The sequence below is a fragment of the Synechocystis sp. FACHB-383 genome (assembly GCF_014698605.1).
In the GTDB taxonomy this organism is placed as follows: Bacteria; Cyanobacteriota; Cyanobacteriia; order Cyanobacteriales; family Microcystaceae; genus Synechocystis; species Synechocystis salina.
This window is the reverse complement of sequence record NZ_JACJTJ010000010.1, coordinates 78,691-102,999: the sequence shown is the minus strand read 5'-3', so window position 1 is coordinate 102,999 and position 24,309 is coordinate 78,691. Positions and strand designations below refer to the sequence as shown.

The window sequence follows — 24,309 nt, the reverse complement described above, 5'->3', positions numbered from 1 at the left end:
AAGGTTAACGACTTATCAAAACGGGCCAGCAAAACCTAGCCCACTACAGATCATCACTGGGGGGCGGCAAGGTCCGCAACACTTCCACCATGGTGGGGGTGGCAAATAGGGCCTTAGTGTCCGCCACTAACTTCTCTCCCCAAAGATTCTTAATCAGGAAATCAATTTCCCCATAGCGACTATCTAAGTTAAGGGCATCCTGGGCCTTGCGCAATCCCTCTTCCGTTTTGCCCTGCTTGTACAATGCCACGGCGATCGCCAATTGGGGTTCCGGCTGTTCCGCATCGATTTTGATCACCTCTTGCCAACGTTTGAGGGCAGTGTCAATTTTTCCCTGCTCGTATTCGATCAAACCAATGTTGTTCAAGGCTGGCCAGAACTGTTCTTCCGCCTTCAAAGCCTTTTGGTAGGCAGTGACAGCATCGGGATATTTAACCAATTTTAGATAGGCGTTGCCCAAATCAAAGAGGGCGGCGGGGGTGTCGGGGCGCTGGGCTAAACCGGCCAGCAAAACTTCCACTGCTTGGTTATACTCCCCCTGTTGAAAATAGGCATTACCTAGAGTGAATTTAATGCCCGCTTCCTCCGGGGCCATGGCTTCAGCTTTTTTCAGCACTTCAATGCCCGGCTCCACTTCTTCCTGTTGTAGATAAAGGGTGCCGAGAATGAACCAAGTTTGAAACTGCTCCGGCGCTAGTTGGGTTGCAAGTTTGGCCCGGGGAAAGGCCAGGTCATACTGCTGAAATCGCACCAATTGCACCACATCTTCCGTGAGTGCCAGCCCCTGATCCTCTAACTGTTGTTGGTCTAAATTGGGGGTGTAGGGCAGGATCGCCTGGGAAAACACCGGGGCCGCAGCACTGGCCAAGCCCAATTGTAATCCCCACAAAAGCAACCAATGACGTTTTGACACAGTAATTTTTTCCATCGATCAATCAATATTCTGAGCCCTGGTGGGGGAAATTGTAGTCTCCCAGCCTACCCTTCGGGGCAAGGCCCAACACTTTTGAGGTGTAGGGTTTATTGTATCTAGCCCAACGTTGTTTTGGCGATTAATCTCGGCCAAAGGGCTCCGACGGCATTTTTAATCAGATTTTATGTTAGCTCAGCCACATCGAAAATTTGGCCTTCACCCCGACCCTAGCAATTCATCCCCACCCATTAGCCCCATTTTGTCTATGCAAAGCCGATTGATTCAATGGAGCCTAGTTTGCACTTTTTGGTTACTGCCCGTTTCCCCTAATGGAATTAATGCCCAAACATCTCCTGTGGACCCAGATTTTGCCAGTTTAAAGCAACAATTAGAGGCAAAAAATTTTAGGGTATTACTATCCCCTCCTCCCCAACGGGGAGCTTATGGACTGCTAAATGCCCAAAGCCGTACCATCTGGATTCACCCTCTCACCTTTGAGTTGGGGATCGCTGTGCCGGTTATTGTGCATGAGGCGGTACACGCCGCCCAGGTATGTAAAGGCAAAGGGCAACTAGCTCCTTTGGGGGTAACAGTTGAACCATTGGTCTATGCCCGGCCATTTTGGTTGCGCTATAACGAAATTCATCGCCAGGACTTGGAACGGGAAGCTTTCACCATTCAAACCCAACCCAATCGCATAGCTCTAGTTTCTGACTATCTCAACCAATTTTGCCCATCCCAATAATTTATTTGCGCCTATTTTCGCCAGGGCCAACGGGTACCCATTTCGGTTTTAGCGGACCAAATTAGGTAAAGCACCAATAGGACAACCCCTGCTAGAAAGGGCAATAGGTCTTCTTTCATAACTTTCCACGTCGTAATTTTGATCAGGCTACAGCAAAAAAGGCGATCGCCACAACAAATATTCGTACACAAGAACTCACTTAATCGTCTCTTCAATGCTAACGTTAAGAGCTAAGGCCTGCTGACGCAGCGTTGTTTAGGACTCGGCGACACTTGTGAAATTCCCCTAAAATAAAAGCAGCGTTTTTCGAGGTTCTGTCCCTTGGCTTTAGCATCTATCCCGACAAAGCAGTACATTGAACAACGAGAGGAAGGATATTGGATTAAAGGAAGTCGTGTTTCACTGGACTCAGTAGTATATTCCTTTCTTGAGGGGGAAACGCCGGAAGTCATTGCCCAAAATTTTCCTCTTCTTTCCCTTGAGCAAGTTTATGGGGCGATAACGTTTTATCTTGCTAATCGTGAGTTTGTTAATACATATTTGCAAAATGGGGAAGCTGAGTTTGGACAGCTACAGAAAGATTGTCAGCAAAGAAGTCCTCAGTTGTATCAATTATTAATGGCAGGTCAAGCCCGACTATCACAAGCGTCATGACAAGGGTTAGGTTTCAAGCTGACGCTGATCTCAAACAGGCGATCGTGACTGGTGTAATCCGTAGATGCTCAAATCTGGATTTTCAGTCGGCGAATGAAGTTGGTCTTGACGGTGTTCAAGATCAAAAAGTGTTAACCATTGCGGCGCAGGATAAAAGGATTTTAGTTACCCACGACCGCAAAACAATGCCAATGGAGTTTGGTAAGTTTATTCTTTCTCAGAACAGTTATGGTGTTATTGTTATCGCCCAGAATCTGCCAGTTCGTGAAGCAATTAATGGAATCATCATGGTTTGGGAAGTGTCAACGGCGGAAGAATGGATCAATCAAATTATGACTTTACCCTTCTGAAATCGCTCCCCGCAATGACCAGCTATCAGGCTACAGCAAAAAATGGCGATCGCCAATGGAGACAACTCTGATTTAGGCGATCGTTTAGAATGGAAGACCGAGAGCGGCAATGGAGCCGGACAATCTTTGACAGTTTTCCCCTGGGGATTTGTTTGCTGAAAAGAAGCTAATTTAATCATTTATTTTCAAATTATCTCGTTAAACTTTGCTAACTTCATTTTTTTTGCCCCTACGTCGTTGCTCCTCTGTTTTATGGGGAGGATTACTCCTCAGCACGTTGATGTTAAGCAGTTGTGCGCCCCCCGATCCCCTAGAACAACGCAGTCAAGCTCCCCCCCCCAAGGAAGAAAGTAGCCTTACCCTCAACAATGCCACCCTAGAACAGGCCAACGCGAAAGGGCAAACGGTGTGGAAAATTCAGGTGGAGGAGGCTCGCTATAGCGTTGATGGGAAGAATGCCACCCTGGTGAATGTGAAGGGGGATTTTTACGAAGATGGCAAAGTGGTACTCCAGGTGAAGGCGGATAAGGGGGAAATTATTGAAGATGGCAAAGCCCTATTCCTGCGGGAGAATATTGTTGCCCTTGATCCCCGTAATAAAGCCGTGTTGCGGGCCCAGGAGGTGGAATGGCAAACTGAATCTAGCATTCTCACAGCTCGGCAGGATCTAAAGGGGGAACATCCTGATTTGACCGTTACCGCCAAGGAAGGGCGCTATGAAACTAAGGAAGAAAAATTAATTGTTTCCGGTGATGTGGTGGCCGTGACTGAGCACAATACCAAGGATCAAAATAAACCGAAAGACCCCCGTCGGCTGGAACTCAAAACTGACAGAATCACCTGGGAAATTAAAAATAATCGGGTTTTTGGCGATCGCCCGTTGACCCTGGTACGTTTTGTTGATCAAACTGCCACCGACGAAGTAAAAAGCGACCAAGCAGAATTGTTGCTGAAACAGCAGTTGGTACATTTAGCGGGCTTAAATCAGTTTAAATCCGTTGAACCACCGTTACAAATTGCTGCCGAACCGATCAGTTGGTACTATTTGACTCGTTTTGTGACCACCGATAAGCCGATTAGTATTGTGGATTATAAACAACAAATTACAGTGCGGGGTAACCGGGGAGCCGTCAATCTGGCCGCCGGTATTGCCAAACTAGAACAGGGCACTAATACCACGAGCCAAGAACAACAATCCCAACTATATGCGGATGAGTTGACCTATAATTTTGGTCCCCAAACGTTGCAGGCTAAGGGCAACATTGTTTATGAGCAACAGAAAGGCGTAAAGTTTAACCTCACTGGGGATTTGGCCCAGGGTTCTTTGCCTGATAATAATGTGGTGGTAACCAGTACCAGTCCAGAAAGAGTAGTCACAGAAATTTTTCCTAATCAGTAGAATATGATTATGAACGGTTAGATTTTAGAAAGGGTCTTGAATCCCATAACCAAGCTCCTCAGATACATTCAGTAATCAGTTGAACTTAGATGCATTTTTCATAAAATCGTAAAAATCCTAATTTTATTCTGTCAAACACTTTTTTTCTATTGATATTAAAGATTCATAACCTAGCTCTTCATTGACGGAGTTTAAGCTAAATCCATAACTTGAACCACAAATATAACTACTTTCATATTTTTCCATTTCTCCGTTCACCAAAACAATATAGCTACTTTTTTTTTGATTCAATTGTTTATTCTCTTCACCAAATTCAATTAGCGTATAACTATTACAGTCTTTGTCCCACCTTACATCTAATGGCTCTCCATAACATTCTCCTTCAAGGTCTACAGTAACATCTATTTTTATTTTCACAAGAAAGCTGAAAATAGGTATTTTGATCATTTTTTATTTTACAGACTAACTTAGGGTATTTGATTCCATTTTTCTTTAGTGTAAGGGTTGAAAAATATTGTCCAGAAGACAGTAAAATATCTGCAACTGTTCTAAATGGATATACCAACTGTAATAGAAAACAAAATAAAATAAAACCAAAGTATTTTTTGTTCATGGAAAATTGAAGTTTATGAGGATTTTATATAGAAACGGCATAATTATAAAGTAAAAATATCCAACTGTTTAGCCTGGTCTGCCGTTGTTTCAGCATCCGTTTGACTAGCCATCACTTTGCCCCGATTGCCCTTGCGTAAACCAACGGCGATTTTACTATGTTTTTCAATTTGGGCCATCACCTGCCGGGCCCTGGTAATCACTGAACTAGGTAACCCCGCCAAACGTCCCACTTCAATGCCATAGGATTTATCCGCTCCCCCCGGTGACACTTGGTGCAAAAAGATGATTTCCTCCGGCAATTCTTTGACGGTAACTTGAAAATTGGCCACATTTTCCAATAAAGAAGCCAACTCGTTCAGCTCATGGTAATGGGTGGCAAAAATTGTCCGAGCTTGGATTTCCCCCGCCAAATATTCCGCCACCGACCAGGCGATCGCCAAGCCGTCAAAGGTAGCGGTACCCCGACCAATTTCATCTAGTAACACCAAAGATCTTGCGGTGGCATGGTTGAGAATATTGGCAGTTTCGTTCATTTCCACCATAAAAGTTGACTGCCCTGTGGCCAGATCATCCACTGCTCCCACCCTGGTAAAAATACGGTCACAAATGCTGAGGGTTGCGGCTTTAGCAGGAATAAAACTGCCGGTCTGGGCCATTAATTGGATTAACCCCACTTGACGTAAATAACAACTTTTACCGCTGGCGTTGGGGCCGGTTAAAATCACCAAATCAGGATGCCAATGGTCATGGCCTAATTGGGTATCATTGGCGACAAAAAAGCCGGCTCCCAGGGATTGTTCCACCACCGGATGGCGACCGGCTTTAATATCAATTAAACCTGGCTCGGCTTGGATAATGGGACGGCAATAACCTTGGTACACCGCCACCTCGGCCAGGCCTGCCAACACATCGATCGCCGCCACGGCCTTGGCCACGTCCCGAATTGGTTGGGCTTTTTCCGCCACTGCGCCCCGCACTTCGCTAAAAATTTCATATTCCAATTGATTTAAATCAGCCTGGGCGGTGAGAATACGGGTTTCCCGCTCCTTCAATTCCGGTGTGATATACCTTTCTTCATTGACTAAAGTTTGTTTGCGAATGTAATTTTCTGGAGCCTGTTCCGATTTACTGCGGGGTAAACTTAAGTAATAACCAAAGGCTTTGTTATAACCCACTTTTAAATTGGCAATGCCAGTTTTTTCCCGCTCCGTTACTTCTAAGTTGGCTAACCATTGATTATCGTCTTCTAAACTTTGACGCATTTCATCCAAGGTTGGATTAACGCCACTACGAATTAAGTTGCCTTCCCGGATATGTAAGGGGGGATTTTCCACAATATGAGCTAGAACATATTTGCCCAATTCTTCCAACTCCGGCGGTACTGTTTGTAAAGCTTTTAAATAGGGGCTATGGCCTTCCTGGGCCAATGCAGCCAAATCCGTCAACCGCACCAACGAAGAGGCCAAGCCATACACATCCCTCGCACTGGCGGTGTTCGCCCCAATTCTGCCCGTCAATCGTTCCAAGTCGTAAATTTGCCGGAGCAATTGCCGCAAATCCTGACGTAGGGCGGGGTGATGGTACAACTCTTGGATGGTGTCCTGGCGAGCTTGGATACCCTTGAGATCCAATAAAGGCTGCAATAACCAACGCCGCAAAGCCCGACTGCCCATGGTGGTACTGGTACGGTCCAAAGCCCAGAGTAGGGAGCCGTGGAAACTGCCGTCCCGCACGGTTTGATTGATTTCCAAGTTGCGCCGGGTCTGGTGGTCTAACACCAGAAAATCCGTTAACCCATAGGTCTTTAATGGTTGAATGGGCACCACATGGGCCTTTTGGGTATCTTCGATGTATTCCAACAATCCTCCCGCCGCCCGAATTGCTAGGGGTAAAGCGTCACAACCCATGCCTTCCAGAGATTTGACCCGAAAAGTAGTTAGTAATCTCTGTTTTGCTTCCACCAAAGAAAAGGGAGTTTGGGAGCGGAGGGAATAGCAAAAACTGGTGGGCAATTGTTTGGGAATATGTTCTGAAGGTTCCCCTGGGCGCAAAATATTACGAATATCGGGGGCAGAGGTGGGAATAAGCACTTCCGACGGTTGCAGCCGCAGCAATTCCACTGCGAGGTCATCCAAATTACTAGACTGACAAGTGAAAAATTCCCCGGTGGAGATATCAGCGTGGGCTAGGCCCCACTTGTCTTCCACCATAGCGATCGCCGCTAGGAAATTATTGCGCTTAGCGGGGAGCATACTGTCGTCGGTGAGGGTGCCGGGGGTGAGCAACTTCGTTACTTGCCGTTCCACCATCCGTTTTTCTGCCTGGGCTTCGGCGGCATCTTCAACTTGGTCACAGATGGCCACGGCATAGCCCTTTTCCACCAACTGTCGGGCGTAGCGTTCTAGGGCGTGGTGGGGCACCCCCGTCATGGCCACCCGGCCAATTTCCTTGCCCCCTTCTTTGCTAGTTAAAATTAGTTCCAATTCCCTGGCAATGATGACCGCATCCTGGAAAAAACACTCGAAAAAATCCCCTACCCGGTAGAGCAACAATGCTCCTTGATACTGTTCCTTCACCTCCGTGTAGTGCTGGAACATCGGCGTTAACTTCTGGCGATCGAGGGTGCGATAGTCCCGTTGGGGTTCTTTAACAGTGCCGAGGATGGGAGTATCAGTCATGGCCGGAGGATGGGGTCAGCGGCTTCCCATTCTGACACCCTCTCCCCACCGACAGCAAGCTCCCACCAATGGCGATCGCCAGCTCCAGTCATTATGGCCCTTCAAATTAGATAAAACCAAGAGAAATATTAGAAAAATTAATTTTAATAAATTTAAGTCAGGATGATGAAGTTTAATTCTATGACTTGATAAAGTAAGAAAAAATGGAACCACCGTTATAGAAACTAGAATTAACTTAAACTAAGTTACTCTTGGGTAACAAATCCAGTAGCTTCAGCTAAATTCCTCGAAAACCGACGTCCGTATCCATCAATTGGCGAGGATTTAAAGATTTTACAGTCTGTTCCCTTTTTGAAGTTTGTAAATTATCTGTAAAACTTAGTATTGCCCCCAGTAGTAGCAAAATTCCGCCTAAATACTGCGATTCTGTAGGCGATTCTTGTAAAATCAGATAGGCAAAAATAATGGCAAGAATAGGAGTGACTAGGCTCGCTAAGTTAATCTGAATGAAACTTGCAGATTTAAGACCTGCTAACCAAGCTAATTGACCAAGAACAACAATAATGGCTCCATAAACTAGCATCCATTGCCAGAGAATTGGCGCAAAAACATCTACGAAATGGTGAAAACCATAAAGGATAACTGCCATCCAGAAGAAGACAAAGGTTCCTACCAAACTACGATAAACAGTAAAAATGCTTACTGGAATAGATTGCAGTTGTTGTTTACTTAGGATTGTTGTAATTGCTGAAATAAAAGCAGCGATCGCCACTAAGCTTTCCCCCAGTCCAAAATCCAAATTCATAACCATCTTAGCCGGTTCAGAAATATCAAAAAAAACAGTAACAGCGACTCCAATAAAGGAAATCAAGGTTGCCACTATGCTTAATCGATTCACCGAAGCTTTTAGCAAAAAAACACTTAAAATTAAAGTAAAAATAGGTTCCAGTCGTCCAATTAAAACAACATTAGTTACATTTGTTTGCCCAAGAGCAGTGAACATCAAAGCGGGGGCGATCGCCCTCGATAAAATAGCTGTGATAGTTAGTAAACGCCAATCTTTTAAGGCTACTTTTTTTAATTTGTGCAGTTGCCAATCAGGGTAAAAAATCAAAATCATTAAACCCAAGGCGCATAGATTACCAACAAAAAGAACATTACAAAGAGAAATAGGGTTACGGCCATCAATCGTATAGGCTTGCCCCAATTCAATGATTCGAGTAGTGACAGCATTGGCCGCTGAAAAAATAACGACGGCAAGAGCAAGGTAAATTGGGCTGGGAACTTGCTTTAAAAAATTCTGAAAGCCAGAAAATATAGGTTTCATTTACTATTCTGATTCATTTTGGTAGCCAATGTCAGAAGCCGAATAAATAGAAACAAAAATTGCATTTTCTTCACCATTATTAATGGCTCCATGAACTTGATTTCTCTCGGCGATCGCCACCGATCCCTGGCGTAAAATTTGACTGTGACTATTTCCTAAATAGTAGGTCAAGGTTCCTTTTATCATCACCCAGGTATCCTGACCGTTAGGGTGGGAATGGGGCTTAACCACTTGTCGGGGAAGGACTGCCCAAACAGCTATGCTAGAATCCTCCGTCTCAATAACCTGGGTTACCGTTGCGGCTTGCTCAGAAAAACGAGCCATTTTTTCCAAGTTAAAAATTCGTTCATTATCCATCTTAAGATTGCTTTCTATTAAGGTTGAGGACAAGTTTTATTGACAGAGTCGCATTGATAAACATACGGCGCTTGCCAATGAAGCGGAATTTCCAGTAAATCCCTTGCTCCGGTCAGGCCTTGGCCAATAAAAAGTAAGAGGGCAAAGCTGTTAATAATAATGTGGGCATTACGCCAACGATTTTGACGATCTTGATAAATATCTTGGGTAGTTGCCACTGAAAAAATCATTAAAAGTGCGGCTAAAATTCCATAATAAAAATGGGAAACTAGCCATTCATGCCCCCGGCGATAAATTTCAGGCTGACAACCTAAAAGCACAATGCCCATACCTGTTAAAATAGCAAAAACGCCCCGCCCTAGTTTCGTTTTAGATTGAAAAAGAAAAACAAAAGAAGCAATACTTATAGCAAATAGAACAATCACCAAGGCAATCCGCACGGGCTCCTGGGAAATTAAGTTATTACTAATAAACTTAGAAAAAATAGGATAGGCCAATCCCAAGAAAGTAACGCCTACCACTGCCATACTCAGGTATCTACCGATCGCCACATGCTCAGTGCCAACCACCGGGGGAATTTTGCTTTTTTCTCCTGCTTTCGTCGCCAAACGTCGCTGACGGGTAAGTAAGGCACGATTGAGCACAATGCCCAAAAGTGGAAAAACCACAATAATGGCGATCGCGGGATGTAATAAGGCCCAGGCATCTTTAAAGTCAACCATAAAAACAATCGTCGAGTTTAGTAAACAAAAATAATTAAACTCAAGACTTATCATTCAGCCTTAGTTACCCTGCAATCACCAACCATTAATAACGCAATATCACCCTCAATAACAACTAAGATTAGGTGGGGTCTTTCAAGCGAATCATTGCTGAACCAATGGGAACTTCTCCTTCGATGCCCTGTAATTGGGTGCTAACCCGATAAAGAGCACGCCCCCCCATTCTTGACATATCTACCCCCGATAGTTGCAATCTTACATAGGTATTGGGGTCAATGGGTTGATTAAAATCGATGGTTATTCCCCCTGGAGATTTTTTCAGAGTACTGAGAATTTCCATCCCATCCGGATCAAAAGCCTTAACTTCAATCGAACGTTCCATGTCAATAGGTAAACCAATGGTTGCAGATTTAAGAGAAAATCCCGTAACTCCTAGGGTAATATAGTGCATATTACCAGCTGCTCCCACAAACCCAGAGTCCGTTACAAAAGGAGTAGTAAAATGCATTGTCATTTGTGCTTCGGCTGGGAAAGCACCAAAGGGCAACAGGGCTATAGAAACAGCTAAAGCAGACAAAGAACTAACAATAGGACGAATATTCATGGTATTTAACTCCTGAAATCAATAAAAGAAAATTGGGTCAATGATCAACAAAAAGGGACAGTAAAATAGCGATTGCATCTTCCGGTTCATAGCGAACACTAAAATCCACATTGACATAGGACAAAGCGATGTAACCGCGGCGATCAATTACGAAGGTAGCTGGTACAGGTAATAACCATTCTTCTATACCATTGTGCTCAGGAATGACACAGCCTGATTGTAAATAAATTTGCTTAACAGCATCGGGAACGGTAAAAACTAATCCATAATCCTGGGCTGTTTGAAAACCATGATCGCTGAGAAGAGCGTAAGTCAAATCATGACGATCAATAGTTTTTTGTGAAGCAGCTAGAGTTTGGGGGGAAATAGCTAGAATTGTCCCTCCCAATGCTCTAATTTTATTAACAACCTTTTGATAGGCTCGTAATTCTAGTCCACAATAGGGACACCAGTAGCCTCGAAAAAATTTAAGTAATACGGGACCATTCTTTAATTGTTCGGAGAGAATGATCGTTTCTCCTTTGGTATTCTTGAGGGTAAAATCCGGGGCAAAATCTCCTATTCTTAATTGTCTTCGGTTTCTAAATTCCTCACTCAAACCCTCAATAAAATCCGAAAAAATAACAGCCCTTTCAGGAGGCGTTTTTTTCAAGGACTCTTGATGAAACTTGTACAATTCAATCTGTAAATTCACAATCTTTTGGGAGATAGCTGAAGGCTATAACCTATCATATCCCCTAAAGATAGTCCTCATTGAACAAATTCCTGGAGGGTTACTTGACTTCATTGGCGGGAAACATGGCAACCCTGCCTCCCTTCACCGCAACAACTACATCGTAGGTTGCACAATAGGAAAAGGTAACATCGTTCTTTTTGCTGTATAGATTGACAACCATTCCAGCACCCCCAGGTTGAACCCCCAATGGTTCTAGATCGCCATAGAAAAATCGCCTCAATTGGTCTCCACTACCAGTTTTTCCTTTGCTAGTGATAATTAGTTCGATCTGTTCTTGGCTGGCTGAAGGGGGAGCGGCGATCGCCGTATTTTGAGTGTGGGGTAGAAAGCTGCGAAAGGCGACATCTCCTATGGCAATTGTGCTAGCTAGGATAAGGGGAGCTAGCAACGGACTAAAGGGTTTGAGTCTTAACATCAAGTTTTTAGGCGTAGAAATTATTGACGGAATCATCATTGCCTATTTTTTTTTTGATGGGAAGCCGGCAAAATGGAATATGCCATATGCCAGATTGGAATAGGTGTTGTTATGGATCGTCTTGCTTGTATGCAGAGTTTTGTTCGAGCGATCGAAATGAATAGCTTTTCCGCCGTGGCGAGGGAACAACAAACAACTCAACCAACCGTCAGTAAACAAATTGCCGCTCTAGAAAAACATTTGGGGGTAAAGTTAATCACTCGATCTACGACCAAACTCAATCTGACAGAAGAAGGAAAACAATATTATCAATACTGTCAACAAATTTTGGAAACAGTTGCTGAAGCAGAAGCTAGTTTAGAAGGCAAAGAGAAAGCCGTTGGTATTTTACGTCTGGGTTGTTCAGTCCTATTTGGCGAAATGCAAATTGTGCCCCGCTTAAATCTTTTTATCAGCCGCTATCCCCAGGTCAAAATAGACTTAATGATGGCTGACTATTTTGTCGATATGGTGCAAGAAGGACTAGACCTTTCTATTCGCATTGGCAATCATCAAGATAAGGCTCTAATTAGTGAACGTATTGGTATCACCCGTCGTGTAACGGTAGCTAGCACAAGTTATTTTGAAAAATCAGGGGAACCGAAAACACCAGAAGATCTAGCCAGGCATAATTGTATTATCTATACTTCCTTATCTACCATTAATGAATGGCATTTTCATGGAAATAATGGAGTTATTAAAATCAATGTTAAAGGTAGTTTTCAAACTAATAGCTCCGTTGCTGTGCGAGCCGCAGTTTTATCAGGTTTAGGCATTGCTATCGCCCCTATTTGGATGTTTGGTGAGGATATTTATCGGGGGGATCTTAAAGTTATTTTACAGGATTATCAACCTGTGCCTTTTCCCATTTATGCCGTCTATCGTCGCAGTCGTTTCTATCCCGCTAAAGTTCATTGTTTTATTGATTTTTTGCGGGAAGAATTTAAGCTAGACCCTTGGGTTTCTGACTATGGCGCCTAATTTATCAATAGAACTTTTTTTAAGACAGCAAATAGAGAACTTTTTGACTACTGCAGTCCCGTTTTGCTCTTCAAAAATCGAGGCAGAGAAGCTCCTAACAACAGGGCGTTCATTCGCCGCTAAAATGTGGAGAATGGAAAGTTGAAGCAAGCAAGCACAAAATTCACTTTTTCTTGATTTCATTGCTGGACACTGCAATTCGCGATTTAAATCTTAAATTTAGAGATATTCATGGCCCATCCCCTCGACCTGGAGCAAACCTGGCTCTATCCCCTGCCCGAATTTAGTTTGATTGCCTTACAAGGGGAAGACCGACGACGCTTTTTACACAACCAAACCACCAACGCAGTGGAAACCAGAACAGTGGGGGAATGGTTTGAAACCGTATTCGTCAACTCCACCGGCAGAACTCTAGAGTTAGCCACGGTTTATGTGCGTCAAGACTCCCTTTGGATCCAGGTGGAAGCCAACCGAAAAGACTTCCTCTGGCAATGGATGGACCGATTTATTTTCCCCTTCGACAAGGTGGAACTGGAGGATTTATCTGCCCATTATCGGGCGGTGGTGCTGTTGGGAGAAAAAGTGGAACAAGATCATTTGGGTTGGCAGTTACCCACCGGGAGCCAATGGTTAGCCCAATCGGTGCAGGGAGTTGAGTTACTCGTTTCTGCCCAAACAGGGTTGGATTTACCTGGTTATACAGTAGTTTTTCCAGCGACTCAACAGGCAGTAATCGACCAACTTTGGGGAGATTTAGCTGTGATTACCCCCGACCAATGGGAAGGTTTGCGGATTCACCAGGGCAGACCCCAAGCAAATAAAGAACTGACTGAGGATTACAATCCCCTTGAAACCGGACTATGGCGGGCCATTTCCTTCACTAAGGGGTGCTACATTGGCCAGGAAACCATTGCCCGTTTGAATACTTACCAAGGGGTGAAACAGCGGCTGTGGCGCATTGCCCTCGATCGCCCGATGGAAGCAGGAACAGTGATTACCCTGGAAGGACAAAAGGTGGGGGTTTTAACCAGTGTGAAGGGATTGACGGGGCTTGGCTACCTTAAAACTAAGCTGGCTGATCAGGGCGCGACAGTGCAGGTGGGGGAGGCGATCGGTACAGTGGAAAAACCACCCTACATCACCCACGAATATTACCAAGGGCCGAACTAGATTCCGGAAATCGGTTTTCGCTGCTATTCCCATCACCCATGGGGTTTTGTTGGTTTGGTTACCCGATCTCTCCTTGGCATTGATTACCAACAATTGGGTGGGGGGTCATCAAATTGATCATTAGCTTGATTAAGCGAGCTTGCTGGAATCCAAAGCAAATCAAAAGTCTTCCTCGTCCCTCTGCACATCTAACCGGGCCGCTAGTACCTCCGCCACCGCTTCTTCCAAATCCAGGGGCATAAGTTGACTATAACCTTCCCTTGGGTTGAGCCAATCATCCAAAGGCACTAGCCTTAAATGCCGACTTTCCTGCCAGAGGTCGACAATGGTTTTTCCTTGGTGGTCTAGGCTAATTTCCAGATAGTCAAAGCTATTGACATTGAGATAAAGGGATTGATTGGTAACAATGGTGGCCTGTTGGGCATCGCTAAACACATCCAAGATCCAACCTTGGCCTTCCGCTTGGGATTTGCCATCCAATTGATAGTAGTAATTAACTTGTCCTAAATCATTTAGAACCCGTTGCATATCTTCTTTGTTGACCAAAATACCCTGTTCAATCACACAGGGAGCTGGTAGTAGGGGAGAGTGAAATTCAGGATTCATGGGGGTGAGGGCGGGGTAAAAAGCTTGGTCGGTCGGTTACGGATGAATATTTACGGTTATAAATTCCACCAGGATTACTAACGAAAATCACGCAAAAGTATTAGTCTAGATGGGGAATTTTAGTTTTGGGTTGCCAAGCCATCGGTGGAGCGATTTGATTGATCCCCGCGTTAATTTTGATCTTAGCCCAAGAATTCGTAACTATATTTTAAGTTTTTGCGGAGTGGTGACTCCTTGCCCTGGGAATGGTGATTTATGAAATGGTGGCGTCGTTGGTATTTTCTCTGGGGTGGGGACAGTGTGGGGGCAGCAATTCTGTTTTACACCCGCCTGCCCTGGCCTCGGAGTTGGCCGGTAAATTTTGACCGCATTGCCCGCTGGATCACCCTCATGGGGCTGTTGTTGTCCCTAATTTTGCTGACGGTGGGTCAGGGGTTGCAATGGTTAGGCATGGATAAATTATTGCAATCGGCCATGGTGGTTAGCCTTTGGTTAACTTTAACGGGGGGACTGCATTTAGACGGGGTGGCTGACGCTGCCGATGGTTTAGCGGTGACTAATCCCAATAAACGTTTAGCGGTGATGCAAGACAGTCAAACGGGGGCCTATGGCGTGATGGCGATCGCCGTGGTGTTATTACTAAAAACCATGGCCTTAGCTAGCCTTAATTCCAAGGACTTGGCAAGCTGGGCCCTACCGATGGCCTTGGGTTGGGGGCGTTGGGGCCAACTGTTGGCGATCGCCCTTTATCCCTATTTGAAGGCTGATGGCAAAGGCGCAATGCATAAACGAAATTTAAAATTGGGCCCCGATTTACTGCTAGGCACCACCATTATGGTTGGGGGAGGAACGGCCCTGGGAATTATTTTGGGAATTGCCCCTTGGTTGATGGGGGTGGGTACTGGAGGAGCGGCAGTGATCGCTTGGGGGGTAGGTCGTTGGTTTGCCCAACAATTGGGGGGTCACACCGGAGACACCTACGGCGCTGTGGTGGAATGGAGTGAAGTATTAATTTTGCTGAGTTTGTCCTTGATTTAACGGATTGAGTCATTATCGATGGCCGTTAATTTTGCCATGCCATGGGATTATGACCAGTATTAACGTGAATCACCGATAATTGTCCTAAATTTTGCAGGAGCAGACATTGGCAGAAAAACGTAAAAAACGGCGATCGTCCTCTTCTTTATTTGGAAAACCCTTATTAGGTTTGGTAGGATTGACCCTAGCGTTATATTTGTTGAGGGGCTGGGGCATTATTACCTTTTTACCGGGGGGAATCTTCCTCGGCATGGCCGCCCTCACGGTCTTTGTGGCCCTACTGTACGGCTGGGAATTGACTAGCCGTTAGGTCAATGTTGGTGATGCTGGGGTAAAATTTGAGCCGCAAACTGTTGTGATCATTGCCGCAGATTTGTCCGTTTTTGCTTAACATTTAACTCTGTTTTCGATTCGATTCATCTAAATCTGGTTCAATTGCTGAGTTGCCATGACTGGAAAAGTTGCCGAAAGTGATCCCAAAGGACTGTTAGTACTAATTCTGCCCCTAGCCGTGGCTATGGTTTTTATCTACAAAACCTGGCGGTGGATTTTGTTGGGTCTCACCTTGGCGATCGCCTGGGTGGCCTGGGATAACTACCAATGGCAACAGAAATGCGTCGCTATCGATCCCCTCTTTAACCAACTGGTGCAAAAAAATCAGGGCATCATCACCAAGGCAGATTTGATTGATGCGGGCATTGCCAAAGGTCGGGCGGCCCAACGTTATCTTAATGACAAGGTAGCGGAGTATGGCCCCTACGAAAAACAGGTCGGGCAAGCAAAAGTTTATTACTTTATTTCTTCCAGTACCCTGGGCAACATTTTTGACGACAGTGAACCGGAATCGAAGGAACCTGACCCCAGTTCTCCCAAGTTAGCCGCTGCCACAGCTCCGGTAGTGGACCATCCCCTAGTGCCCCCCCAGGAAGAATTGATGGCTACCCCGGTGGGTCAAAGTCCTTTTTCTCAATTGGCGGAAATTAAGGAAGCCCGTAAGCAACAGGAAGAGGAAAAGGTAGCTGAAGCCACGGCCCCAACGGAATCTACTCAGGCGGAAACTATTCCCAGCAATTCCTCCTTGACCCTGATCCAATCGGAATTAGCCAAGCGCTTAGACACCACTTCCAGCACCTTGGCCCGCCGCAAAAATGAAGACAATTTTGCCGACTGGAGTCAAACTAGGGACCCTGATGGCCTGGCTTGGAGCTATGATCCAGAGTCCAAATTGTTCATCACTGTCTAGTCATTTAGTATTTATTTAGCATCAAGCTGTTGGCTTTCTATGACCATTACTTTCCAAGCTGTTATCGCCAAGTTAAACGAATTTTGGGCCCAACAAGGTTGCCTCATTGCCCAACCCTTTGACACGGAAAAGGGCGCTGGCACCATGAATCCCCACACTTTTCTGCGGGCGATCGGGCCGGAACCTTGGTCGGTGGCCTATGTGGAGCCCTGCCGTCGTCCCACTGATGGCCGCTACGGCGAAAATCCCAACCGGGTGCAGCACTATTTTCAGTATCAGGTATTAATCAAACCTTCCCCGGACAATATTCAGGAAGTGTATCTTGATTCCCTGCGGGCCCTGGGTATTCAGCCCGAGGATCACGATATTCGTTTTGTGGAAGATAACTGGGAATCCCCCACCCTGGGGGCCTGGGGCGTGGGCTGGGAAGTGTGGCTCGACGGCATGGAAGTGACCCAGTTTACCTATTTTCAGCAGTGTGGGGGCATTGATTGCCGCCCCGTTTCCATCGAGATTACCTATGGCTTGGAACGGCTGGCCATGTATCTGCAAAATGTAGAGGCGATCGACCAAATTCAGTGGAATGAAAAGCTCAGCTACGGAGATATTTTCTGGCAGGGGGAAGTGGAGCAATGTACCTACAACTTTGAAGCTTCTAATCCCGATTTATTGTTTCAATTGTTTGCCCTTTACGAGCAGGAAGCGGGACAGTTAATCGAACGGGGTTTGGCTTTGCCTAGTTTGGAATACGTGCTGAAATGCTCCCATGCGTTTAATTTATTGGACGCCAGGGGAGTAATTGCCGTGACTGAGCGCACCCGCTATATTGGTCGGATTCGCAACTTAGCCAGGGAAGTGGCCCACATTTATTTACAACAACGGGAAGCCCTTGGTTTTCCCTTGGGTAAAAAAGTAGGTAAACCCGTTGCCCTTGTCTAGGCTGATTTAACTTATTTCTTAGCCTATTGCCTACACCATTGCTGGTGAATTTGTCGTTCTTTTTGTTCCGTTATGCCTCTTTTTTCAAATAACATTTTCAATTATGATCAACAAGCAATTACTGATTTAATAATCACTGCTTCTCTGAAAATTATTTTTGCGCTAGCAATCTTATTAATTGGTTTTTGGTTATCGAGAAGGCTACAAAAACTAATCATTAGGGCCTTCAGAAAGTCCAGTCTGGAACCAACATTTATTTCCTTTGCTGGAAATATCAGCTACTACATACTTTTGTTGGTTTTCTTTGTTCTCTGTTTAGCCCAGTTGGGTATTCAAACCAGTTCCCTCGTCGCTCTTTTGGGGGCTTCCACCCTGGCGATCGGTCTAGCTTTGCAAGGTTCCCTCGCTAACGTAGCGGCTGGCATTCTACTAGTATTGTTTAATTATTTTCGGGTGGGGGAAAGGATCGAAGTCGCTGGCATTGAAGGGGTAGTGGAATCGATTGAAATCCTTTCGACAACTATCTGCACCTACGACAATCGTTTGGTGACCATTCCCAATAAACAAATCATTGAAAATAACATTATTAACCATGTGGGTAAGCCCCAGCGCCGCATAGATTTAGTCATCGGGGTGGGGTACGAAGAAAATATTGACCATGTGCGGTCTTCCCTACAGTGGGTGCTTGATCAAAATAGTGAAGTTTGTGCAGAACCTGCCCCTACTATTGCCCTAGGAGAATTGGGGGATAGCAGTGTTAATTTCTACGTGCGTCCCTGGGTAAAATCGGAGGATTACTTCCGCCTCAAATTGCAGCTAACTGAAGCAATTAAACGGAAGCTAGACGAAGAAGATATTTCCATTCCTTTTCCCCAGCGGGACGTGCATTTAATTCAACCAGAAACAAAGGAGTTGGATATCAAAACGGCTTAGAAGTTGGCTTAATTTTCCAGATTGCCAAATAATTAAGGGGGATTGCTGTCCTTTTCCTTTTGATTAACCTTGGGGCGGTAATCCGCAGAGAAAATCTAGTTCACACTCCCTTCTTTATCACTACAGCGAATCCCGCATCAGCTTGATCTCCATAAAACAGCCGTAACGCTTATTTTATGAGGGTTTTGCTGTGGCACTAAAATGCCGTAACTGCTCTAAAGCTCCAACAATGGGAAGGTTCGATGTTATTCTCCCCGTTAATCCGGTGCTCAAGGGGCTTTTCAATCTATTCCAACGGCAATTAATGCTATGTTTCAGGCCACCCGTCGACGTTTAGCTCTTTGGTACACCTTGGTAACGGCGGTGTTATTGTTGCTATTTGCCAGTGGGGTTTATTTCTATGTCCGTCAAACCCTGGTGGAACGGATTGATGACACCCTTAAGCATGTGGTGGAAGTGGTAAATCGTTCCCTGGTGGTACAGGGCCTAGACCAGGCGGAATATGGCCTGAATGTGTCGGCCAGTTTTCGAGATAATGACGCTTCAGTGGACGATGACCACATTGATTTGGAGTGGTTTAGTGCGGAGGGTCGTTTGCTGTGGTCCACCATGGGCAACAATTCCCCCCTTTCCCTTTCTAGCCAATCTAAGGCAGAGGCGGTGTCTTTTTCTGGCGATCGCCAGTTGCGCCAGGTAACTAAAAGAATTGAGGAGAGGGGTACGGTATTGGGCTATCTGCGGGTAAGTCATCCTTGGTTTGAGGTTACTAAGCCGGCCCAACAGTTGATCTGGGATTTGAGTGTGGGGCTGGTTATTTTAGTGAGCAGTGCGGCGGCCATTGGTTGGTTTTTATCGGGTTTAGCAATGGAGCCGATCGCCGAATCGTACCAGAGCTTGAAGCAGTTCACGGCTGATGCCTCCCACGAACTGAGAAACCCGATTGCAGTGATTCAAACCAATGTGCAACAAGCCTTGGAATATCCCGAAGCAGACCCCCAACAACAACGGCAACAACTCCAGGTGATTGAACGACTCACCCAACGGCTGGGTAATCTGGTCAATGATCTTCTATTCTTGGCCCGTTCCGACAGTGGCACCCTCGGCCGGACTTGGCAGACCATTCCCTTGGATGCGCTCCTAATTGAGGTAATTGAAGAGCAACGGCTCAGTGCTGAACAACGGGGTATTTTTCTTTCCCTCAGAATTGAAAGCCAGGGAGAGAACCGGGAGGAAGACTTTACTGTGCAGGGAGATTGGGACCAATTGGCTCGCTTATTTACTAACCTAATTACCAATGCCTTTGACCATAGCCAGCCCCAGCAACAACAGGAACCTTCGGTGGCCCTTACCCTAGAACGCTGTACCCCTGACCATGGGGCCCTACGACCCAGGCAACCTAGCTTACAGGTCACAGTGGCAGACAACGGAGTTGGCATTGATCCAGAGCAAATTCCCCATTTATTTGACCGCTTTTTTCGAGCTGATCCTTCCCGATCGCCTAATCAAGGAGTTGGTCTCGGCCTGGCGATCGTGGCGGCCATTGTGCAGCATCACCAGGGCAAAATTAGTGTCAACAGTTCTCCCCAAGGTAGTCAATTTTGGGTGCAACTACCCAGTGCGGTTTCCCCTGGATAGACCATTAAATTTCTTAACTTTGCCTTACTAGCCAGGGAATAGTAAGCCTAACCACTACTATTGTCCCGCTTCTCCGTCGATTGTTGGGCTAGCCCCTGGAGAAAACCAAAGACAACCAACAGGTTAGAAAGGGATAAAAATACTTCCGCACTGCCATGGAGCCAATCCACGTCGGCCAACTGGGCTTGGTAATGGCTTTCAGCATAGAGCCCTGCGGGAATAGTTACCAAAACAAACACTAATAGAACATAGAATCCCACCAGCACTAGCTTGGGGGTTTGGGGCGATCGCCGTAGAAACCAGAGGAAACCCAGGTAGGGAAAAAGGGAAAGGGCAAAGAGGTTTTCCTTGGCAAAAATTTGGCTAAGTTCCATCAGGGCTTGGGGGCAGAGGGCTGGGCTGATTGACGATAAATCCACCAGGCCGCCAGACAAAGGGTAATATTACCGATCACAGTGGTCAGGGCTTGGAGCGTCACTAACCAATCTAACTGACTAGCATTGTCAAAGAAATGCCAGGTGCAGGCACACATCGCACTCACCAACGCTGGCACCATTCCCCAGGCCAGAGCCCGCCAGTGGCCATAACCGGCCTTTGCGGCATAACGACCCACCAAGGCGATCGCCACTATCCATTCAATGACACTGGAAACATGGACCATCCAAGTGGGAATTGAGAGAGCATTCACTATTGGCTATCCTGGATAACTGGTTTTTACTCAATAATTATGGCAATTAAAACAAATTGACAATACTGCGCCCAGCCATCGCCTACCGGGGACAGCAACTTGAGCGAGACCTTGAGGTAATGGGAGCAAAGCGTTTCCAGCATAGTGCAGGGAGAATTAGGAGTTAAAGGAAACCCGGCCCTTCCCTTAATGGTGGAGAGCCCAGGCGGTGGGCGGTAAGGGGAAGGACGCTTACTTTGGCATATTTGGTTGATTGGGTAATGCCCATGGCTGGCGATCGCCTTTAATGCAAGACTCTAATCGATGCAGGGGGCTGGGGTCTTGGCTGGAAGAAATGTCCTACCATGGGGAATACGTAACGAAATATTAAGTAAGTTACCCCGTTTATTGCCTTACCTATGACCCCGATCGCCATTTTATTTTCCACCCCTTTGAAGCGTTTCCTGCGGGAAAAAGTGCTTTTGGGCAATGCCCCCAGTTGGGAGTTGCTGGCCATCCTGAGTATTTACTTTGTCCAGGGGGTGTTGGGGCTTTCCCGTTTAGCAGTGAGCTTTTTCCTCAAGGATGAACTAGGGCTGAGTCCAGCGGCCATGGGGGCCCTGATTGGTTTGGGAGCGGCCCCGTGGATTATTAAGCCAGTGCTCGGTTTACTGTCGGACACGGTGCCCCTGTTCGGTTACCGACGGAGATCGTACCTGTGGTTATCGGGGTTAATGGGCAGTGCCGGTTGGCTATTGTTTGCGGGCTGGGTTGGTAGCGGCACCCAAGCTGGGTTAGTGTTGCTGTTTACTTCTCTATCCGTGGCGATCGGCGATGTCATTGTCGATTCCCTGGTGGTGGAACGGGCCCAACGGGAATCCCTGGCCCAAGTGGGATCTTTGCAATCCCTCACCTGGGGAGCCGCCGCCGTGGGGGGCATCATCACCGCCTATGCCAGTGGCGCTTTGTTGGAATGGTTTAGCACCCGCACCGTCTTTGCTATCACTGCCATTTTTCCCTTGCTGACCGTAGGGGCAGCTTTTTTGATTAGTGAATCATCTGCTAATGGAGAAGATAGCAAGCCGGAACCCCGCGCCCAAATTAAATTAGTTTGGCAGGCAGTGCGCCAAAAAACCATTCTGTTGCCCACTCTGTTTATTTTCTTTTGGCAAGCAACCCCCAGCGCCGAGTCAGCCTTTTTCTATTTCACCACCAACGAGTTGGGCTTTGAGCCAGAATTTTTGGGGCGGGTGCGTTTGGTCACTAGCGTAGCCGGACTGATAGGGGTGGGACTTTACCAACGCTTTTTAAAAACCCTGCCCTTCCGGGTAATTATGGGCTGGAGTACGGTAATTTCCAGTGCCCTAGGGTTAACTACCCTGATTTTGATTACCCACGCTAACCGAGCCATCGGCATTGATGACCATTGGTTTAGTTTGGGGGACAGTATTATTCTCACCGTAACCGGTCAAATTGCTTTTATGCCAGTGTTGGTTCTGGCCGCCCGTCTCTGTCCACCGGGCATTGAAGCCACTCTATTTGCCCTGTTGATGTCGGTGATGAATTTGGCGGGGGTATTGTCCTTCGAGTTGGGATCATTGCTGACCCATTGGCTGGGAGTAACGGAAACCCAGTTTGATAATTTGGCTTTGTTGGTAATTATCACTAACCTTTCCACCCTGCTTCCTCTACCCTTTTTGGGCCTGTTGCCCGCGGGAGATCCCCAGGAAAATCAAGCAATGGAGGCCGTAGATGTCCCTGGCGATCGCCTGGTGTTGCCCCCGGCGGAAGTATTTGAACACCATACGGTGGGAAGTTTGAGCGACCAAAACTTTTTGCCCGAATTTGTCCCAGAAAAAAGTTCCAGCCTTCCTTAGTTTGCGGTTAGTAGGGCGACATCGCTTTGCCCCTGGAGGCAATACCTTAGACTGGAGAGGGGATTGATTTGCCTCGAACTGCCTGTTTTGCTGATCCAGGCCACCCCGCCCAGAATCTAGCTGTGATCCTGTAACCTCTGAGTTTTGTAAAAATGTGGCTTCTTTTGCTCATCCTTGCTGTCATCACCTATTTTGTGGTTAAAAGCAATGCCGCCCCCATCACCCGCACCCCGATTTGGATATTGTGGTTGGTGTTGATGACCCCGGCCACCCTCTGGACAATTTGGGCCATGATCCATGGCCCCGATGCCCCCCTGCCAGCCTTGCTATTGCTGGGGCCGTTTTTAGTCTGTCCTTTGCTCTACTGGTGGCTGGTGCAAAAGGGTCGCATTGTCCCCGATAAACAGGCCCAGGCTACCGCTTCCCCTAACCCCGATAATGCCCAAGGAACAGAGCAGAAATCATCAGAACCAGCCCCCCGACCCATTGATGCGGCGGAAGAAAAATCTTTGCGGGATTGTTTTCCCTGGGGAGTGTATTACCTCCAGCAATTGGACTACCGTCCCCAGGCCATTCTGTGCCGAGGCAAATTACAAGTGGCACCGGAAATGGCCTATGAACGGGTCAAGGGTAATGTGGAAGATGCCTTTGGCGATCGCTTTTTGGTGCTATTTCAAGAAAGTTTGCAGGGCCAACCTTTTTTTGCCCTAGTACCTAACCCAGCCCAGGCGAAAGAAGATAATACCAATAATGCCGAAAGGCTCCATAAACCTTGGTTAGCCTTAACTTTACTGCTACTGACTGGGTTCACCACCACCATGGTAGGGGCAGAAATGGCGGGCTTAACTCCGGAAAAACTCCAAGCGGGCATCCAAACGTTAATGGTGGGTTTACCCTACAGTTTGGCAATTTTGACCATTTTGGGCTGCCATGAACTAAGCCATTATGGGGCGGCGGTACATTACAAAATCCGCACTACTCTGCCCTATTTCATTCCCATTCCCTTCTTTTTGGGCACCTTTGGTGCTTTTATCCAGATGAAGTCCCCGGTGCCCCACCGTAAAGCTTTATTCGATGTGGCGATCGCCGGGCCGTTGGGGGGTTTGGTAGTGGGCTTACCGATTTTGTGGTGGGGGTTGACCCAGTCCACGGTGGCAGCCATGCCGGACAATACTAACCTATTGCGATTTGATGCTTTGGATTATCGCTTTTCTCTCCTGATGACCCTGATTAGTAAGGCGGCGTTGGGCAGTCAGTTGGGGCCGAACACAGTACTAGATCTCCATCCTTTGGCGATCGCCGGTTACATTGGTTTGATTGTAACGGCGTTGAATTTGATGCCCTTTGGCCAGTTGGATGGGGGCCACATTATCCATGCCATGCTGGGGCAACGGGTGGCCATTGTGACGGGGCAAATTACCAGGGTGGTGATGGTGTTACTTTCTTTTATCCGCAGTGACTTTTTCATCTGGGCAATTATTTTGTTGCTCATGCCCGTGGGGGACCAGCCAGCGTTAAATGATGTCAGTGAGTTGGACGATCGCCGGGATTTATTAGGCATTGTGGCGATCGCCATTTTGATTTTGATCCTTCTGCCGGTGCCTCCCCCCCTAGCCCAATGGTTGCAAATATAGGGCAGGAAAACCCCGTAACCAAAGTTGACGAC

At 46.6% G+C, this 24,309-nt stretch carries 25 protein-coding genes and 1 pseudogene; 14 read left to right on the top strand and 12 right to left on the bottom strand.

The window, feature by feature from the left end; translation table 11 throughout:
• Nucleotides 1–43: 43 nt before the first annotated feature.
• Nucleotides 44–913, bottom strand: a complete 870-nt coding sequence (locus H6G45_RS01310; protein WP_338116575.1) for a tetratricopeptide repeat protein — start codon at nucleotides 911–913, stop codon at nucleotides 44–46.
• A gap of 265 nt (nucleotides 914–1,178) precedes the next feature.
• On the opposite strand from H6G45_RS01310, the gene H6G45_RS01305 reads away from it, so the two are divergent.
• The 4 genes from H6G45_RS01305 to lptC all read left to right on the top strand — a co-directional run bounded on the left by H6G45_RS01305 (nucleotide 1,179) and on the right by lptC (nucleotide 4,061).
• Nucleotides 1,179–1,658, top strand: coding sequence for a hypothetical protein (locus H6G45_RS01305; RefSeq protein ID WP_228017340.1), 480 nt, complete (start codon nucleotides 1,179–1,181; stop codon nucleotides 1,656–1,658).
• Between the two features lie 321 nt (nucleotides 1,659–1,979).
• Complete coding sequence (locus H6G45_RS01300; RefSeq protein WP_190595844.1) at nucleotides 1,980–2,312, top strand: DUF433 domain-containing protein; 333 nt, start codon at nucleotides 1,980–1,982, stop codon at nucleotides 2,310–2,312.
• Nucleotides 2,309–2,662: a DUF5615 family PIN-like protein gene (locus H6G45_RS01295; protein ID WP_190595842.1), complete on the top strand. Its 354-nt coding sequence runs from the start codon at nucleotides 2,309–2,311 to the stop codon at nucleotides 2,660–2,662. The genes H6G45_RS01300 and H6G45_RS01295 overlap by 4 nt, the downstream gene beginning before the upstream one ends.
• A 205-nt stretch (nucleotides 2,663–2,867) precedes the next feature.
• Nucleotides 2,868–4,061 (top strand): LPS export ABC transporter periplasmic protein LptC, encoded by a 1,194-nt coding sequence (lptC, locus tag H6G45_RS01290; RefSeq protein WP_228025771.1) that lies wholly within the window; start codon nucleotides 2,868–2,870, stop codon nucleotides 4,059–4,061.
• A 123-nt stretch (nucleotides 4,062–4,184) separates the two neighbouring features.
• On the opposite strand, the gene H6G45_RS01285 is transcribed toward lptC, so the two are convergent.
• From H6G45_RS01285 to H6G45_RS01250, 8 genes are all read right to left on the bottom strand, one after another.
• A complete protein-coding gene (locus H6G45_RS01285) occupies nucleotides 4,185–4,508 on the bottom strand; it encodes a hypothetical protein (protein WP_190595840.1) in 324 nt (107 codons plus the stop codon).
• 209 nt (nucleotides 4,509–4,717) lie between these two features.
• Entirely contained in the window at nucleotides 4,718–7,354 is a 2,637-nt protein-coding gene (mutS, locus tag H6G45_RS01280) for a DNA mismatch repair protein MutS (RefSeq protein ID WP_190595838.1), read from the bottom strand.
• 277 nt (nucleotides 7,355–7,631) lie between these two features.
• Complete coding sequence (locus H6G45_RS01275) at nucleotides 7,632–8,681, bottom strand: DMT family transporter (RefSeq protein ID WP_190595836.1); 1,050 nt, start codon at nucleotides 8,679–8,681, stop codon at nucleotides 7,632–7,634.
• Nucleotides 8,682–8,684: 3 nt separating this feature from the next.
• A complete protein-coding gene (locus H6G45_RS01270) occupies nucleotides 8,685–9,005 on the bottom strand; it encodes a cupin domain-containing protein (protein ID WP_242017991.1) in 321 nt (106 codons plus the stop codon).
• A gap of 50 nt (nucleotides 9,006–9,055) precedes the next feature.
• Nucleotides 9,056–9,760, bottom strand: a complete 705-nt coding sequence (locus tag H6G45_RS01265) for a DUF4079 domain-containing protein (RefSeq protein WP_190595833.1) — start codon at nucleotides 9,758–9,760, stop codon at nucleotides 9,056–9,058.
• A 121-nt stretch (nucleotides 9,761–9,881) separates the two neighbouring features.
• The gene (locus H6G45_RS01260) at nucleotides 9,882–10,364 is read right to left on the bottom strand and encodes a hypothetical protein (RefSeq protein WP_190595831.1); all 483 of its coding nucleotides are present in this window, start codon (nucleotides 10,362–10,364) and stop codon (nucleotides 9,882–9,884) included.
• A gap of 37 nt (nucleotides 10,365–10,401) precedes the next feature.
• A complete protein-coding gene (locus H6G45_RS01255; RefSeq protein ID WP_190595829.1) occupies nucleotides 10,402–11,058 on the bottom strand; it encodes a redoxin domain-containing protein in 657 nt (218 codons plus the stop codon).
• A gap of 79 nt (nucleotides 11,059–11,137) precedes the next feature.
• Nucleotides 11,138–11,554: a hypothetical protein gene (locus H6G45_RS01250; RefSeq protein WP_190595827.1), complete on the bottom strand. Its 417-nt coding sequence runs from the start codon at nucleotides 11,552–11,554 to the stop codon at nucleotides 11,138–11,140.
• A 72-nt stretch (nucleotides 11,555–11,626) separates the two neighbouring features.
• Between H6G45_RS01250 and H6G45_RS01245 the strand changes: the two genes are divergently transcribed.
• Both H6G45_RS01245 and H6G45_RS01240 read left to right on the top strand, forming a co-directional pair.
• Nucleotides 11,627–12,535 (top strand): LysR family transcriptional regulator, encoded by a 909-nt coding sequence (locus tag H6G45_RS01245; RefSeq protein WP_190595825.1) that lies wholly within the window; start codon nucleotides 11,627–11,629, stop codon nucleotides 12,533–12,535.
• A 231-nt stretch (nucleotides 12,536–12,766) separates the two neighbouring features.
• Nucleotides 12,767–13,705 carry a folate-binding protein YgfZ gene (locus H6G45_RS01240; RefSeq protein ID WP_190595823.1) on the top strand — a complete coding sequence of 313 codons (939 nt, stop codon included), beginning with the start codon at nucleotides 12,767–12,769 and terminating at the stop codon, nucleotides 13,703–13,705.
• A gap of 159 nt (nucleotides 13,706–13,864) precedes the next feature.
• Here H6G45_RS01240 and H6G45_RS01235 read toward each other — a convergent pair whose 3' ends face one another.
• On the bottom strand, nucleotides 13,865–14,311 hold the full coding sequence (locus tag H6G45_RS01235) for a hypothetical protein (protein ID WP_190595821.1): 447 nt from the start codon (nucleotides 14,309–14,311) through the stop codon (nucleotides 13,865–13,867).
• A 255-nt stretch (nucleotides 14,312–14,566) separates the two neighbouring features.
• On the opposite strand from H6G45_RS01235, the gene cobS reads away from it, so the two are divergent.
• The 6 genes and pseudogenes from cobS (at nucleotide 14,567) to H6G45_RS01205 (ending at nucleotide 20,099) form a co-directional block, all read left to right on the top strand.
• Nucleotides 14,567–15,349: an adenosylcobinamide-GDP ribazoletransferase gene (gene cobS / locus H6G45_RS01230; RefSeq protein WP_190595819.1), complete on the top strand. Its 783-nt coding sequence runs from the start codon at nucleotides 14,567–14,569 to the stop codon at nucleotides 15,347–15,349.
• Nucleotides 15,350–15,455: 106 nt separating this feature from the next.
• Nucleotides 15,456–15,659, top strand: coding sequence for a hypothetical protein (locus tag H6G45_RS01225; RefSeq protein WP_190596032.1), 204 nt, complete (start codon nucleotides 15,456–15,458; stop codon nucleotides 15,657–15,659).
• Nucleotides 15,660–15,797: 138 nt separating this feature from the next.
• Complete coding sequence (locus H6G45_RS01220; protein ID WP_190595817.1) at nucleotides 15,798–16,592, top strand: hypothetical protein; 795 nt, start codon at nucleotides 15,798–15,800, stop codon at nucleotides 16,590–16,592.
• 39 nt (nucleotides 16,593–16,631) lie between these two features.
• The gene (glyQ, locus tag H6G45_RS01215) at nucleotides 16,632–17,531 is read left to right on the top strand and encodes a glycine--tRNA ligase subunit alpha (RefSeq protein WP_190595814.1); all 900 of its coding nucleotides are present in this window, start codon (nucleotides 16,632–16,634) and stop codon (nucleotides 17,529–17,531) included.
• 41 nt (nucleotides 17,532–17,572) lie between these two features.
• Nucleotides 17,573–18,464: pseudogene (locus H6G45_RS01210) on the top strand (mechanosensitive ion channel domain-containing protein).
• A 309-nt stretch (nucleotides 18,465–18,773) separates the two neighbouring features.
• The gene (locus H6G45_RS01205; protein ID WP_190595811.1) at nucleotides 18,774–20,099 is read left to right on the top strand and encodes a HAMP domain-containing sensor histidine kinase; all 1,326 of its coding nucleotides are present in this window, start codon (nucleotides 18,774–18,776) and stop codon (nucleotides 20,097–20,099) included.
• Nucleotides 20,100–20,146: 47 nt separating this feature from the next.
• Here the strand turns inward: H6G45_RS01205 and H6G45_RS01200 are convergent, their stop codons facing one another.
• Together H6G45_RS01200 and H6G45_RS01195 are read right to left on the bottom strand one after the other, a co-directional pair.
• Nucleotides 20,147–20,518 (bottom strand): DUF3593 domain-containing protein, encoded by a 372-nt coding sequence (locus tag H6G45_RS01200; protein WP_190596024.1) that lies wholly within the window; start codon nucleotides 20,516–20,518, stop codon nucleotides 20,147–20,149.
• Nucleotides 20,473–20,787: a DUF2499 domain-containing protein gene (locus H6G45_RS01195; protein ID WP_190595809.1), complete on the bottom strand. Its 315-nt coding sequence runs from the start codon at nucleotides 20,785–20,787 to the stop codon at nucleotides 20,473–20,475. The genes H6G45_RS01200 and H6G45_RS01195 overlap by 46 nt, the downstream gene beginning before the upstream one ends.
• A 398-nt stretch (nucleotides 20,788–21,185) precedes the next feature.
• Between H6G45_RS01195 and H6G45_RS01190 the strand changes: the two genes are divergently transcribed.
• Nucleotides 21,186–22,643 (top strand): folate/biopterin family MFS transporter, encoded by a 1,458-nt coding sequence (locus H6G45_RS01190; protein WP_190595808.1) that lies wholly within the window; start codon nucleotides 21,186–21,188, stop codon nucleotides 22,641–22,643.
• Between the two features lie 152 nt (nucleotides 22,644–22,795).
• On the top strand, nucleotides 22,796–24,277 hold the full coding sequence (locus H6G45_RS01185; protein ID WP_190595806.1) for a site-2 protease family protein: 1,482 nt from the start codon (nucleotides 22,796–22,798) through the stop codon (nucleotides 24,275–24,277).
• Nucleotides 24,278–24,309 lie beyond the last annotated feature (32 nt).